The sequence below is a fragment of the Sorangium sp. So ce1335 genome (genome assembly GCF_051521615.1).
GTDB lineage: Bacteria > Myxococcota_A > Polyangia > Polyangiales > Polyangiaceae > Sorangium.
Genome location: NZ_CP150363.1, coordinates 7,539,735 through 7,553,687, shown reverse-complemented (window position 1 = coordinate 7,553,687; position 13,953 = coordinate 7,539,735). Strand labels below are relative to the sequence as shown.

Here is a 13,953-nt window from a genome sequence, read left to right as displayed (position 1 = left end):
GCGCTGGCTGCCACGCCGGCCAGCGGACGAGGGCGCGGCGCCGGATCAGCGCCGGCGTAGCCGTCCGAGCGTCCGGCCCAGCGTGTACGGCAGGCTGCGTTCGGGCGTGTCGCCCGGCGACGCCAGGGCAGGGCCCGACTCCGGGAGAGCGTCGCTGGTCTGAGCCCGCGCTGCGGACTCCTGCATCGCCCTCGAGAGCGCCGCCTCGGCCGCTGCGACCCGCTGTTCAAGCCAGACGAGGCGCGCCTTCGCCGCCGCGAGCTCGTGCGCGGACCCGCCCGGGCGCCTGCTCAGCCGCCGCCCGAGCGCCCGGCCGAGGCGGTACATGACCCGGCTGAACGGACGGTGGGCGAGGGGACCGAGGTTCGCGCCCGCCTCGACGACGATCTGCTGCGCGCGGACGCGGCGCAGCCGCTCCTCGAGCTCCTGGATGTTGAGCCGCACCACCTCGATCTCGCTGCGGTACCTGGACATGACGCACGCTCTCGTACACGAGCCGAGCTGTGGGCGCCAACCGCCGCCGGCGATCGCGGCGATCTCGGTACGAGCGCCCACACGGCCGCGACGTCGATGCGGCCTCTCCGATGCGCGGATCGATTCATGAGCTGACGTCGCTTTCTCATGCCGGCGGATCGCAAAAGGCTTCATCGCTCATTCCGCGTGCAGCGTGGCTGTGCGATCGAGCCACTGACACGACGTGCTCCCGGCCCTGGCGCCGCGGCGGCGCGCGCCCTCTACGGGCGCCGGTCCGTGCCTGAGGGGCCGGCCGTCGCGATCCGGATACCCTCCCGCTGACGATTTCGCGAAGGACCGGGCTGCCTCGCACCATTCAAGGCGCAGGGGAGCCCGTCGTGGAAATGGCACCCCTGCGGCGCGTCTGTCCGAGCTTTTGCACTCGAGACGGCCGGGCGCGCACATCCCGGTTGAACATCGGAATACGGGCGGCGCTTCCCGCGAGGAGAGCTTGCGGCCATGACGGGACATCCATGGACGGTCTGTCCGCAGAGCAAGCGCCTCTCCTGCTGTGATCTCTCGATCAACGCGTAACTCGTCATCACCTGGAGGTTGCTCGCATGTCCCCATCTTCCTCATCGGCCACGCGGTCAAGGCGAACCGGACCGCTGAAGCGGGTCCTGCAAGGGCTGGCGCTGACCTTGCTCGGCATCGCCGGCAGCGCACAGGCCCAGAATCACCCGTTCGGCAGCCACCATCAGCCCTATCACGCGTCGACCTTGCGCGTCTCGGCGGGGCAGGCCGCCGCGGATAGCGCGACGGCAGATTTTTATTGGCAGTGGAAGAGTCGCTACGTCGAAGCCGGGTGCCAGCCGGACGAATACCGCATCCGGGCCAGCACCGGCGACGGCGCCCACGTCGTGTCTGAGGGCCAGGGCTACGGCATGCTCATCGCCGTGATGATGGCCGGGCAGGACGCGCAGGCCCGGACGATCTTCGACGGATTGCACCGCTACAACCGCCGTCATCCCAGCCAGAACAACCCCGATCTGATGGCGTGGGCGCAGGACGCCAGTTGCCACGACATCCTCGATCACGACTCGGCCACGGACGGCGACCTCGACATCGCCTACGCGCTGCTGCTCGCGCACGCGCAGTGGGGCTCCGGCGGCGCGATCGACTACGCCTCCGAGGCGACCCGCGTGCTCAAGGCGATCGCCGCGAGCAATGTCAACCCGACCACGCGGCTGGTCAACCTCGGCGACTGGGCCAAGTGGCCGGAGGACACGACGTATTATTACGCCACGCGCAGCTCCGACTGGATGCTCGGGCACTTCCGCAGCTTCATCGGCCGCGCCGGCACCGACTGGTCGCAGGTGCTCAGCGCGCACCAGGCGTTGATCGCGACGATGCAGAACAGCCACGCCAGCGCGACGGGCCTGCTGCCCGACTTCATCGTCAACACGCACACGACGCCTCGCCCCGCCGCCGCCAACTTCCTCGAGGCGCCGCACGACGGCAGGTATTCCTGGAATGCGGCCCGCGTGCCGTGGCGCCTCGGCATCGACGCGGCCATCAGCGGCGACGCGCGCTCGCGCGACGCGGTCGGCAGGATCAGCCGCTGGATCCGCGGCAAGACGCGGGGCAACCCGAGCAACATCCGCGCCGGCTACTACCTCGACGGCCGCGCGATCGAGCCCTACAGCGACATGGTCTTCATCGCGCCGTTCGCTGTCGCAGCAACCGCGGACTCCGGTGGTCAGGCGTGGCTCGACAGCCTGTGGAACCACATCACCGCCGCCGGCCCCGTCGAAGATTACTACGGTGACACGATCAAGCTGCTGTCCATGCTGTGCGTCTCGCGCAACTGGATGACGCCGTGATCGGGCTCAGGCAGCGGCACCGCTGTCAGCCTCCCAGCGCGTTCCGGTGGCGGCATACCCGACCCGGGTTGTGGCGGCATACCCGACCCGGGTTGCGGCATACCGGACCCGGGTTGGGGGACCTGGGTTGACCTGACCCAGATTGCGCCGGCACACCCGACCCAGGTCGAGCGGTCTGGTCCAGGTGAGATGGCCGCTCAGAAGATCGCGCTCTTCCGCGTGCCCGCATCGGTCGCGCGCTGCCGCGGCGGGAGCGCCTCGCCGGTGCCCCGCGGCGCCTCCGTCGCGCGCACCTGGCGCGCCGCGGCGGGCCGCGGCGCAGCCTCCAGCGGCGTCGCGGCGGAGGGGGGCGCCACCACGGTCCCTGCCACCGCGGTCCCTGCCGCCGCCGTGGCCGTCCCACCCATCCCTCCCGTCGAGCACGTCCCCGCCTGCGGCACCTTCGCCGCCTGTGCCACGGGCGCCCGGCGCGCCGTCACGAGCACCTCCTCGCCGACCGCCCTCAGCGCGGCGGCGCCGCCCTCCGCCCGCTTCAAGGGCAGCCCCGTGACGAGCGCCAACCCCATCCCGAGCGCCACCATGACCCCGGCCGCCGCGAGGTGGACCCCCGTCCGCCGCGCTGGCGCCGCGGGCGCCGCTGGCGGCGCGGGCGCCCGCGCGGTCGGCGCCTCCGACCTCCCGACCGCGGCCACGAACGCAGCGATCATCGGCTCGATGGACGGGAATCGCTCTCCTGGATCCAGCGCGAAGGCGCGCGCGAACCAGGCCTCCAGCTCCGGCGGCGCCCCCGGGCACAGCGTCGCCAGCGGCGGCCGCTCGCTCCCGAGGATCGAGGCGAGCACGTCGGCCATCGTGCGGCCGGCGAACGGCTGCTGGCCCGTGAGCGCCACGTGCGCGACCACCGCGAGGGCCCACATGTCGAGCTGCGGGTCCGCGTGCCCGTTGCACGTGTGCTCCGGGCTGAGGTAGGCCGGCGTGCCCAGCACCACGCCGTCCGCCGTCTGGCGCGGGAAGTCCGCCGGCAGATCCTGGCGGATCCACTTGGCGATCCCGAAGTCCGCGACCTTCGCGCGCAGGCGCCCGTCGCGCCCCTCGCGGAGCAGGATGTTCGACGGCTTGATGTCGCGGTGTACGATCCCGAGGCCGTGCGCCACCGAGAGCGCCTCACCGATCTGGCTGAGGAGCGCAGCCATCTCGGCCGCCGGCACCCGCCCTCGCTCCTGGATGAGCTGCCGGAGCGAACGGCCGCGCACGTACTCCATCACGAGGTACGGACCTGCCTCCGGATCCTCGCCGGCGTCGTGCACCGTCACGATGAGGTCGGTCTTCCGACCGAGCTGCGCCGCGACCTGCGCCTCGAACCGGAAGCGCTCCATCACGTCGATGGCCAGGTTCTGCCGCGGGAGCACGAGGAACTTGAGCGCCACGTCGAAGCGCCGGACGCTGTCGTGCGCGCGCCACACCTCGCCCATGGCGCCCTGGCCGAGCGGATGCGCGAGCCGGTACCGCCCGCCGACCACGCGGCCCCGCGCGAGCGGAACGCGGCCCCTGTCCCGGCCGGAGCCGCGCGGAGCCGCTGGACGGGGCTGCTCCGCCGGCACGGCGAGCGTGACCGCGTCGCGCACGCCGTCCCCCGTCGGCGCGTCGGGCTGCCGGCTCGACGAGGGCGGCTGCAGCACGCCGGTGACCTTCGTGTCGCCCCCGCGTCCCAGGCCGATCACGGTGCCCGTGGGTTGACGACCTGACGTGGGAGGCCGGGACATGTCCGCAGCGTATCGCGAATGCCGGATCCTTTGAACCGCGAATGGCCGGGACCGCCCGCGCACGCCCGCCTCCACGCTCGCACGACAGCGCCGCGAGGCGCAGCTCCGCCGCGCATGTCCACCTGACCGACAGCCCCGAGGCGGCGAGGGACGCGCGCGGCATCTCCCTCCGCACGCCACCCGCAGCGGCGCTGACCGGTCCGCCCGTCGTCGCGCGCCGTCCCAATCGTGCTTGCCCTCCCGCGGTGACGCCAGCCCCGCCAGGATCTCGCCACTCCGCACGATCTCCCCCGCCATCTCTTCGACTCCCCCCGCACGACCGGAGTCGGCGTTGGTTGAATTACAGTCCTGCCGCGAGTCCATTTACCCCGATGGCGCGACGATGTTATGCAAAAAAGATGGGCAAGGAAGCGATTCCACGGTCGATCCGCGGACATGCGCGCGATCGCGATCGGAGTTTGGGCAAGGCGATCCACGACCGTATCCGGGGCTCCGCCCGCTGCGCCGGGGCGTCGTGGGCTCCCCGCGCCCTGCTCGTTGTGCCCACGCTGTCCGGAGCTCGCTTCTTCTCCCTCCACCACGACCCCTCCGCGAGCGGCTTCCGCAGAAACGCCCGTCGCGGCGGTCGCGTGTAGGAGAGGATGATGATCAGCCTTCCCCATTACACCATCACGGGCGAGATCCAGAGCGGCGTCGAGACCGTCATCTACCGTGGATACCGGAACGCGGATCGGGCGTCCGTGGCGATCAAGCTCTTCAGGAGCGAGTACCCGACCTCCCGCCAGATCGCCAAGCTCCGGCACGACTACGAGATCACGAGAGATCTCGACCTCTCGAGCGTGGTGAAGGCGTACGGCCTGGAGCGGGTGGGCACGAGCCTCGCGCTCGTCACGGAGAGCGTCGAGGAGCAGCCGCTGAGCGACATCCTCCGGACGCAGTCGCTCGGCCTGAAGGCCTCGCTCCAGATCGCCGATTCCATCGCGGACGCGATGGACGCGATCCACCGGCGCAACATCATCCACAAGGACATCAAGCCGCACAACGTCCTCGTCCGCATGGACACGCGCCAGGTGAAGCTGATCGACTTCGGCATCGCCACGCGCCTCTCCCAGGAGATCCAGCGGGCCCGGAGCCCCGACGCGCTGGAAGGGACCCTGCCCTACATGTCTCCTGAGCAGACCGGGCGGATGAATCGAGCCCTCGATCACCGCACGGACCTGTATTCGCTCGGGGTCACCCTCTACGAGATGCTGACGGGCGCGCTGCCTTTCCGGGCGACCGATCCGCTGGAGCTCTTGCACAGCCACCTCGCCAGGCAGCCCGCGCCGCCGCACGCGCTGTCGCCCGGAGTCCCCGAGGCGGTCTCGAACATCGTGATGAAGCTCCTGTCCAAGGCGGCGGAGGATCGATACCAGAGCGCGCACGGCCTGAGGGCCGACCTGCGCGAGTGCCTGGACCAGCTCGATGCCACCGGCGAGATCACGCCGTTCCCGCTCGGCCGGCACGACCGCGGCCACGGGCTGCTCATCCCGCAGAAGCTCTATGGCCGCGACGCGGAGATCGCGGCGCTCCGCGCCGCCTGGGAGCGCGCGAGCCGGGGCGCCGCCGAGCTCGCGCTGATCTCCGGCCACGCCGGCATCGGCAAATCGGCGGTCGTGAGCGAGCTCTACAAGGTCATCGCCGACCGCCGAGCGCGCTTCATCGCGGGCAAGTTCGACCAGTTCAACCGGAGCGTCCCGTACGCCTCGCTCGCGCAGGCCTTCCGGGACCTCATCCGGCACCTGCTCACCGAGCGCGCCGAGCCGCCCACGCGCCTCCGGCGCAAGCTCGCGACCGCCCTCGGCCAGAGCGGGCAGGTCCTCATCGAGCTCATGCCGGAGCTGGAGCTCATCATCGGTCCCCAGCCGCCCGTACCCGAGCTCGGTGCGGCCGAGTCCCAGAACCGGCTCAACCTCGTCTTCCAGAGCTTCCTCCGCGTCTTTGCCACTGCCGACCAGCCGCTGGTCCTCTTCCTCGACGACCTCCAGTGGGCCGATCTCGCCTCGCTCCGGCTCCTCACGCTGCTCCTGTCGGACCCGGAGCGCGGCCACCTGCTCGTGATCGGCGCCTACCGCGACGACGAGGTGGACGCGAGCCACCCGCTCTCCGCGGCCAAGGCAGCGCTCCGGAACGCGGGGACGACCATGGTCGAGCTCAGCCTCGATCCTCTGCGCCTGCCGGACATCCATCAGCTCGTCGCCGACGCGCTCGGCTGCGACCGCGAGCGGTCAGCCCCGCTGGCGGAGCTCGTCCTCGACAAGACCCAGGGGAATCCCTTCTTCATCAATCAGTTCCTCGTCTCGCTGTACAAGGACCACCTCCTCACCTTCGACGCGTCCTCCGGCTCGTTCTGCTGGGATCTCGAGCGCATCCGGAGGGCGGGGATCACGGACAACGTCGTCGAGTTCATGGCGAAGAAGCTCCGCCGGCTCACGCCGAGCACGCAGCGGATCCTCACGCTCGCCGCGTGCATCGGCCACCGGTTCGACCTCCGGACGCTGTCGATGATCGACGAGCGGACGCCCGCCGAGACGGCCGCCGACCTCTGGGAGGCGCTCCGGGAGAGCATCGTCCTTCCCCTGGACACGGAGTACCGGTTCCTCCACGTCACGCCCGATCGGAGCGGAGAGGGCGAGCTCACCCCCGGGGACATCGATGTCTCGTACAGGTTCCTGCACGATCGCGTGCAGCAGGCTGCGTATTCGCTGATCGACAGGGAGCGAAAGCAGGACCTGCACCTCAGGATCGGGCGCCTGATGCTCGCGCAGCGGGAGCTCGGCGAGCGGGACGAGCGCCTGTTCGACACGGTGAACCACCTGAACCTCGGCGCCTCGCGGATCTCCTCGCGCGCCGAGCGGGCGAGCCTCGCGCGCCTGAACCTCACCGCCGGGACGAAGGCGAAGGCGTCGGCCGCCTACGACGTGGCCGCCGGCTACCTCGGGGCCGGGATGTCCCTCCTCGGTGAGGAGGGCTGGGACCAGGACCCCGAGCTCACGTTCGCGCTCCACCTCGAGCGCGCCGGGTGCGAGTTCCTGAGCGGCCACTTCGCGCAGGCCGAGTCGCTGTTCAACTTCATCCTGACCCGCGCCAGGACCGACCTCGATCGGGCGCACGTCTACGCCCAGCGCCTCCTGCTCTTCAACGCCGTCGCGAAGTTCGACGAGTCCGTGACCTGCGCCCGGACGGCGCTCGCGCTGCTCGGGATCGAGCTGCCCGAGGGCGAGGCGCGGATCAAGGCTGCCCTCGAGGCCGAGCTCGCCGAGGTGCCGAACCACCTCGCGGGCCGCCGGATCACCGACCTGTTCGACGCCCCGGAGCTCACCGACCCCGAGCACAGGGCAGCGCTCACGATCCTGACGAACGTGAGCGCGGCCATCCTCGGCGCGAACCCCTCCCTCCACGCGCTCGTGTGCGTCAAGCACGCCAACATCTCGCTGAAGCACGGCCACTCGGAGGTCTCCGCCTGGGGGTACCTGATCTACGCGATCGTGCTGATCGAGCTGGGTCGGTACGCGGAAGCGTACGAGTTCGGCAGGCTCGCGATGGACCTCAACGAGAAGATGAGCGGCGCCGTCGTGTCGTCCAAGGTGAAGTCGAGCTTCGCGATCTTCATCGCTCCGTACCGGGAGCCGCTCCGCCTGTCGTTCTCGTATCTCTCGCAGGCGCACCGGGACGGCATCGAGGCAGGGGATTTCCAGTTCGCCAGCTACTCCCTCTTCCACGGGGTCACGAACCGGCTGAGCCACGGCGTCGAGCTCGCCGCGATCTCCGAGGAGATCGAGCGGTGCCTCCCGTTCCTGCAGCGCACGAGGGACGTCATGTCCAACCTGATCGTGACGTCGTCCCGGCAGATGATCGCGAACCTGCGGGGGTGCACCCAGGGGCACCACACGTTGAGCGATGGCGCCTTCGACGAGGCGGAGTTCGACGCGTTGATCAGCGCGCCGAACCACGAGTTCATGGCGGCGTTCTATCATATCCAGAGAGCTCAGCTCGCGTTCCTCTACGAGGATCACGAGCGCGCCCTCGCGCTCATCGCCCTGGCGGAGCCGCTGCGCCCGTACCTCGCGAACATGTGGATGTCGACCGAGGTCCCGTTCTACGCGTGCCTGATCATGCTCGCGCTCTACCCGACGGCGACGGCCGACGACCAGGCGCGCCACGCGAGGGAGATCGAGCGCCACGCGGCGGACATCGCGGTGTGGGCGGACAGCTGCCCGGGGAATTTCCGTCACAAGCTCCTCTTGATCTCCGCCGAGCACGCGCGCGTCTCCGGCGACGACGCGACGGCGATGGATCTCTACGAGGAGGCGATGCAGGCGGCTCATGAGAGCGAGTTCCTGCACCACGAGGCGCTGGCGAACGAGCTCGCCGCCAGGTTCCACCTGGCGAGGGGCCGGAGGAAGATCGCGCGCGTGTACATGGCCGACGCCCTCCACGGCTATGCGCGGTGGGGCGCGGAGGCCAAGGTCGCGCAGCTCAGGGAGAAATACGCCGAGATCGCGCCGCGGGCCGCGGAGGCGGCCGAGCCAGCGCGGACGATGCGGCCGGGGCTCGAGGAGAGGGGCAGAGAGCGCACGGCCGAGCTCCGGGAGGCCCAGGCGAAGCTCATCCGCCTGGAGCGCGAGGCGACCGAGAAGCCGATGGCGGGCGGCTTCGCGCACGAGATCTGGAACGCGCTCGCGGGAGCGAAGCTGGTGCTCGCGAGGGCGCTCGGGCAGGACGAGGCGGCGTCGCGGCCGAGCCTCACCTTCGATTCAGGGGTGGAGCTCGGCAAGCTGCACGAGGAGCTCAGCCTGCGCTTCGCCGACGAGGAGCTGGATCGGATCACCGACCGGCTCCAGCACATCTTCGAGAACCAGGAGGCGCTCGACGCCGCGCTGCGGCTCGCGTTCAAGGCGACCACCCGGGCGCTCGCCATCACGAAGAAGATCATGGACCTCTCCAGCGTCACGGACGGCGAGCGCGCGGCGGAGCCGATCAACCTGAACGAGCTGATCGACAGCGCGCTGGGGGATCTCCGGCAGACGACCGATGGCCCTGGCATCTCGATCCGCGCCGATGTGGCGGGGTCCCTGAGCATCGTCGGGGACCCGACGCAGTGCTACTCGGTGGTGCAAAACCTCCTGAACAACGCGCGCGATGCCGTCCTCGAGAGGTACCCGCGCGGCGGCGCGGGCGTGATCGAGATCAAGGCGAGGGTCGAGGGCGACGCGTGCGTCATCCAGGTGGCGGACAACGGCGTGGGTATCCGGCGAGAGGACCTGGGGAGGATCTTCGACTCCTTCTACTCGACGAAGCCCGAGACCGGCACGGGCCTGGGGCTCGCGATCGTCAAGCGGATCGTCGACGTCGCCGGGGGCACCATCGACGTCCAGAGCGAGTGGGGGAAGGGGAGCCAGTTCACCGTGACGCTGCCGATCTCCGCGCCTGGCGATGGCTGACGGCGCCGCGCGGGCGCTCGCGGCGCGCCGGTGAGCAGACGTCATCGCCGAGGTGCTGAGTGCCTGTATCGCGAGCTCCAGGAGGTCGAGCCGGGGCTGGGAGGAGGCGCGGCAGCGGTCGGGGCCACAAAAGCGCGCGAGCTCCCGTCATCGAGGGAGCTCGCGCGCTCATCGCGTCAGCGTGGTGTCAGCCGCCGCGGTCCAGGAAGTCCATCAGCCACTGCATGGCCGGCCGCATGTTGCCGTTCGAGTGCTGGATGCCGGTGTTGTCGCGCCACGTGGTGCCGACGATGTAACCCCAGAGGGTGATGCCGGGGACGGCGGGGTGATTCCAGAACATCGTGAACTGCTCCTCCATCACCCGCTTCTGCTGGTTGTCGTCCGCGAGGCCGATGTCGTACTCGGTGATGTACACAGGCTTGCCCAGCGAGGCCATCTTGTCGATGTAGCCCTTCACCGTGTTGGTGTTGATCTTGTAGGCGTCGTGGGCCTGCGCGCCGAGGGCGTCGACCGGGGCGCCCGCGTCGATGACCGCCTTCGCGATCCGCATGAAGTTGTTGTGGTCGTTCTCGTACTCGATGTTGTTGTAGTCGTTGAGGATCAAGACAGCGTCCGGGCAGAACTCGCGAGCCCACTTGAAGGAGTTGACGATCCAGTCCCAGCCGCTGGCGCCGTCGCCCCCGATGCCGTTCTTGTACGACGGCGTGGTGTGGGGCGGCGGCTCGTTGACCACGTCGATGTACTTCGTGTCGGGGTAGCGCTCACAGAACTGCTTCATCCAGTCCCGCACGGCCGCCTGCTGCTCCTGCCCGGAGAGGCGCCCGACCCAGTCCGGCTGCTGGCTGCCCCACACGAAGACGTGGTGCTTGAAGATGATGTTGTTGTCCTGCGCGTACTTGTAGATCCGGTCGAGCGCTGCCCAGTTCTTGTTCCCGCGGGACGGCTCGACGGAGCCCCACTTGCCCTCGTTCTCGGGCGTGATCTGGTTCCAGTACCTCGCGAAGCCGTCGCGCACGGCGCCGTTCGTCGTGATGTTGCCGACGAACTTCTCGCCGCTGGAAGCGCCGCCGCCACCGCCGTCTCCGCCGGTGCCGGTCGTCGAGCTGCTCGTCACGCCGCCACCCTCGCCCGTGCTGGCGCTCGAGGAGCTGCTCGTCGCACCGCCTCCGGTGCCGCTGGTGACCGATGTGCTGCTGCTCGTCGTCGCGCCGACGCCGGTGGTGGAGCTGGAGCTGGCGGTGCTGCCGGCTCCCCCGGCGCCGCCCGCGCCCCCCTCACCCCCGCCGTCGCCACCAGCGCATCCAAAGAGGGTCGCGACGCCGAGCGCGATCCAGGTGGTGCCGCACAGCCAACGAGAAGAACGGTTCTTGTCCATGTTGCACATCCGCAAGTTGAGTAGTTTGTGACCCTCGAAGCGAGGGAGCCGAGGGGCGGCGGCGCGGGCCGGAGCACACACGCTCAGCGATACGCACGCCATGCGGCTCGACACCTACAATTCCCGCCACTCCTGGGCGTGATCACAACCGGGGCTCGAAAAACCGTCTGCACTTCATGTTTTACATCGGGAAGAATTGTGCCGCGGTGTTGTCGAGGTTGGGGGTGGTCGGCAAACGCAATCTGGAGGTCAATCCCCGCGGCGGGCCTCCTCGCGCACCGCCGCGCTAACGGCGCGGCCTTCGCGCGTGGAGGAAGCGTGCGTAACCGATCTCGGCGGCGTTCTTCATCAGCTCGACGTTGGCCCACGCGACGACGTCGCCGAACGGACGGTCCTGAAACGGCCATCGTGTTCGCCGCGACGACCGCAGCGCGTCGTCGTCGAGCTCGTCGAGCGCCCCACGCCACTGCTCCTGTAGCCGGCCGAGCCACGCGCGCACGTCGTCGGCGTTGCCGGGCCACGCCACGCTCTCGCGGGCCAGAGCTCCGTCGCCGAACGAGTGATCGATCACCATCGACCACCAGAATCCCATGTGCCACGTCAGCCACGCGATGCTCGGCGGGCCGAGGTCGTACCCCTCGTGCTCCGGCCAGTCGGCCCGCCACGCGCCGCTCGCGGTCTGATGAACGTGCAAGCCCGCGTCGGCGGGGCGCCACAGGCACTCTTCGGTGGAGAGCCCGTCGAGGTGATAGCTGGCGAGCTGCCATGCCATCTCGAGCTGCCGGATCAGGTAGCCATGCGCCCCGCTGGCCACGGGCCCTGCCGACGGTTCAGTGCTGTCGCGTTCCATGTCCCACAGGCTAGCATCACGTCGAGGCCCAGGTAACCGCCGCTCCAGCCGCGCAGGCCGCCGTCATGGCCGCTGTGGCGGTCCCGCGCGCTTCGCCAGGAGCCCGCCGAGCCGGAGGGACCCCATCCACGCGCGCGCCGCGTCGGTCGCCCCGGGCAGCGCTACCCCGACGGACGGATCCGGGCAATACTGACGCGCCGTGTTCCTCGTGAACGCGCGAGCAGGAGGACCCATGTCGAAGATAGCACTCGTCACAGGCGCGAACCAGGGCCTCGGATACGCGATGGTCGCCCGGCTGTGCCAGGATTTGCCTTCGGGCAGCACCGTTTACCTGGCGGCGCGGGATCCGGCGCGCGGCGAGGCGGCCGTGGCGAGCCTGCGCGAGCAGGGCTTGCAGCCGTCGCTGGCCCCGCTCGACGTGACCGACGACGCGAGCGTCGAGGCGCTCGCGGAGACCGTGGCGCGCCGTCACGGCGGGATCGATATCGTGCTCTCGAACGCGGCCGCGCGCATCGTGAAGGAGCGGCCGCAGGCGGCCCAGGTCCGCGCGTTCATCGACACGAACAACCACGGCACGACCCGGATGATCCGCGCCTTCGGGCCCCTGCTGCGCGACGGCGGGCGGCTCCTCGTCGTCGCGAGCGCCTTCGGCTCCCTGACCAAGCTGGACCCGCGGCTCCACCACCTCTTCGACCCTGCGACGCGAAGCCTCGAGGACATCGAGCGCGTCATGGACGAGTACGTCGAGCTCGTCGAGCGCGGCGAGGCCGAAGCCCACCACTGGCCAGCGTGGATCAACATCCCGTCCAAGATCGCGCAGGTCGCGTCGATGAAGATCTACGCGCGAGAGCGGCGGGACGAGGCGGCAGAGCGCGGGATCGTCATCGCCGCGCTCTGCCCCGGGCTCGTGGACACCGACGCGTCGCGCCCGTGGTTCGACGACATGTCGTCGGCGCAGTCGCCGGCGGACGCCGCGAAGAACGTCCTCTGGATCTGCACGCAGCCCGCCGCGTCACCGCCCGTCTACGGCGAGCTCGTCCAGCATCGTCGGATCATCCCCTGGGTGTGACGCGGCGGCAGCGGTCGAGCTCGGCCCGCGGGAGAGCGCTCGCGCGGTAGCTGGACAGCGCCTCTCCAGGGCAGGCGCGCGGCGAGCAGCCGCGCGCCCCGTCGACCGCGGCGACGCGCGGCTTGACCGATGCGTAACGACATGGTTACATGTCGCCTCGATGGACGCGGTTGCCCAGGCGCTGGCGGATCCGATCCGGCGGGAGATCCTGCGGATGTTGCGCGACCGCACCGCGTCGGCGGGCGCCATCGCGAGCGCGTTTCCGGTCAGCCGCCCGGCCGTCAGCCGGCACCTGCGCGTGCTGCGCGAGGCGGGCCTGGTGCGCGACGTCTCGCGCGGCCGCGAGCGCGAGTACCACATCGAGCTCGGCGCGCTCGCCGAGCTCGAGGCCTTCCTGCGCGAGCTGCGCGCGGAGAGCCCGTGGCACCGCCGGCTCGACGCGCTCGAGACCGAGGTCCACCGCGTGCGCCGGCAGCGGCGCACGGCGACCCAGACCCCGTCCAGCAACGACACCAGACGAAAGAAGGAGTCCGCATGAGCCCCCGACCCACCGGCCGCGTCCGAGGCACCGCGACAGGCGCCGATCTCGTGATCAAGCGCAGCTTCCGCGCTCCGATCGAAGACGTCTGGCAGAGCGTCACCGCGCCCGAGAGCACGGCGCGCTGGATAGGCCTGTGGGAAGGAGAGGCGGGGCCCGGCAAGACGGTGCGCCTCCAGATGGGGTTCGAGCAGGGGGCGCCGTGGTGCGACGTCTCGATCGACGCGTGCGAGCCGCCGCGCCGCCTCGCGGTCTCGATGAAGGACGACCACGGCGACTGGCGGTGCGAGCTATCGCTCACGGCGCAGGGGGAGACCACCGAGCTCACCTTCGTCCAGCACCTCACCGATCCAGGGCTCGCCGGGGACACCGGGCCAGGCTGGGAGTACTACCTCGACATGCTCGTCGCCTCCCGGCTCGGCGAGCCGCTGCCCGATTTCTCCGATTATTATCCGTCGCAGCGTGCCTATTACCTGGAGGACGCTCGCGCGCCGGAGTAGCCCGGTCACGGCTCCGCGCCTCGGCGGCTTGCGCCGTCG

The 13,953-nt window shown here is 70.3% G+C and carries 10 protein-coding genes; 6 read left to right on the top strand and 4 right to left on the bottom strand.

From position 1 onward, the window contains the following. Positions 1–45 precede the first annotated feature (45 nt). A complete protein-coding gene (locus tag WMF24_RS27805; protein WP_437730424.1) occupies positions 46–474 on the bottom strand; it encodes a hypothetical protein in 429 nt (142 codons plus the stop codon). A gap of 680 nt (positions 475–1,154) precedes the next feature. On the opposite strand from WMF24_RS27805, the gene WMF24_RS27800 reads away from it, so the two are divergent. Beyond that, entirely contained in the window at positions 1,155–2,336 is a 1,182-nt protein-coding gene (locus WMF24_RS27800; RefSeq protein ID WP_437730423.1) for a glycosyl hydrolase family 8, read from the top strand. A gap of 197 nt (positions 2,337–2,533) precedes the next feature. Here the strand turns inward: WMF24_RS27800 and WMF24_RS27795 are convergent, their stop codons facing one another. Continuing rightward, positions 2,534–4,057 carry a serine/threonine-protein kinase gene (locus WMF24_RS27795; RefSeq protein ID WP_437730422.1) on the bottom strand — a complete coding sequence of 508 codons (1,524 nt, stop codon included), beginning with the start codon at positions 4,055–4,057 and terminating at the stop codon, positions 2,534–2,536. A 683-nt stretch (positions 4,058–4,740) separates the two neighbouring features. On the opposite strand from WMF24_RS27795, the gene WMF24_RS27790 reads away from it, so the two are divergent. Beyond that, positions 4,741–9,582, top strand: a complete 4,842-nt coding sequence (locus tag WMF24_RS27790) for a trifunctional serine/threonine-protein kinase/ATP-binding protein/sensor histidine kinase (protein WP_437730421.1) — start codon at positions 4,741–4,743, stop codon at positions 9,580–9,582. Positions 9,583–9,769: 187 nt separating this feature from the next. Here WMF24_RS27790 and WMF24_RS27785 read toward each other — a convergent pair whose 3' ends face one another. After that, positions 9,770–10,696 carry an endo-1,4-beta-xylanase gene (locus tag WMF24_RS27785; protein ID WP_437730420.1) on the bottom strand — a complete coding sequence of 309 codons (927 nt, stop codon included), beginning with the start codon at positions 10,694–10,696 and terminating at the stop codon, positions 9,770–9,772. On the opposite strand from WMF24_RS27785, the gene WMF24_RS27780 reads away from it, so the two are divergent. Then, positions 10,671–10,988, top strand: coding sequence for a hypothetical protein (locus tag WMF24_RS27780; protein WP_437730419.1), 318 nt, complete (start codon positions 10,671–10,673; stop codon positions 10,986–10,988). The two genes, WMF24_RS27785 and WMF24_RS27780, sit on opposite strands and share 26 nt — an antisense overlap. A gap of 255 nt (positions 10,989–11,243) precedes the next feature. Here WMF24_RS27780 and WMF24_RS27775 read toward each other — a convergent pair whose 3' ends face one another. Further along, complete coding sequence (locus WMF24_RS27775; RefSeq protein ID WP_437730418.1) at positions 11,244–11,807, bottom strand: DinB family protein; 564 nt, start codon at positions 11,805–11,807, stop codon at positions 11,244–11,246. A 232-nt stretch (positions 11,808–12,039) separates the two neighbouring features. On the opposite strand from WMF24_RS27775, the gene WMF24_RS27770 reads away from it, so the two are divergent. From WMF24_RS27770 to WMF24_RS27760, 3 genes are all read left to right on the top strand, one after another. After that, positions 12,040–12,876: an SDR family NAD(P)-dependent oxidoreductase gene (locus tag WMF24_RS27770; protein ID WP_437730417.1), complete on the top strand. Its 837-nt coding sequence runs from the start codon at positions 12,040–12,042 to the stop codon at positions 12,874–12,876. 160 nt (positions 12,877–13,036) lie between these two features. Then, positions 13,037–13,414 (top strand): metalloregulator ArsR/SmtB family transcription factor, encoded by a 378-nt coding sequence (locus WMF24_RS27765; protein WP_437730416.1) that lies wholly within the window; start codon positions 13,037–13,039, stop codon positions 13,412–13,414. Beyond that, complete coding sequence (locus WMF24_RS27760) at positions 13,411–13,914, top strand: SRPBCC family protein (protein ID WP_437730415.1); 504 nt, start codon at positions 13,411–13,413, stop codon at positions 13,912–13,914. Before WMF24_RS27765 ends, WMF24_RS27760 begins: the two co-directional genes overlap by 4 nt. Positions 13,915–13,953 lie beyond the last annotated feature (39 nt).

Excerpts from the sequence above, each read along its gene's own strand:
- WMF24_RS27805 (WP_437730424.1), bottom strand. The coding sequence starts at position 474 with ATGTCCAGGTACCGCAGCGAGATCGAGGTGGTGCGGCTCAACATCCAG.
- WMF24_RS27790 (WP_437730421.1), top strand. The coding sequence starts at position 4,741 with ATGATGATCAGCCTTCCCCATTACACCATCACGGGCGAGATCCAGAGC.
- WMF24_RS27775 (WP_437730418.1), bottom strand. The coding sequence starts at position 11,807 with ATGGAACGCGACAGCACTGAACCGTCGGCAGGGCCCGTGGCCAGCGGG.
- WMF24_RS27770 (WP_437730417.1), top strand. The coding sequence starts at position 12,040 with ATGTCGAAGATAGCACTCGTCACAGGCGCGAACCAGGGCCTCGGATAC.
- WMF24_RS27765 (WP_437730416.1), top strand. The coding sequence starts at position 13,037 with ATGGACGCGGTTGCCCAGGCGCTGGCGGATCCGATCCGGCGGGAGATC.
- WMF24_RS27760 (WP_437730415.1), top strand. The coding sequence starts at position 13,411 with ATGAGCCCCCGACCCACCGGCCGCGTCCGAGGCACCGCGACAGGCGCC.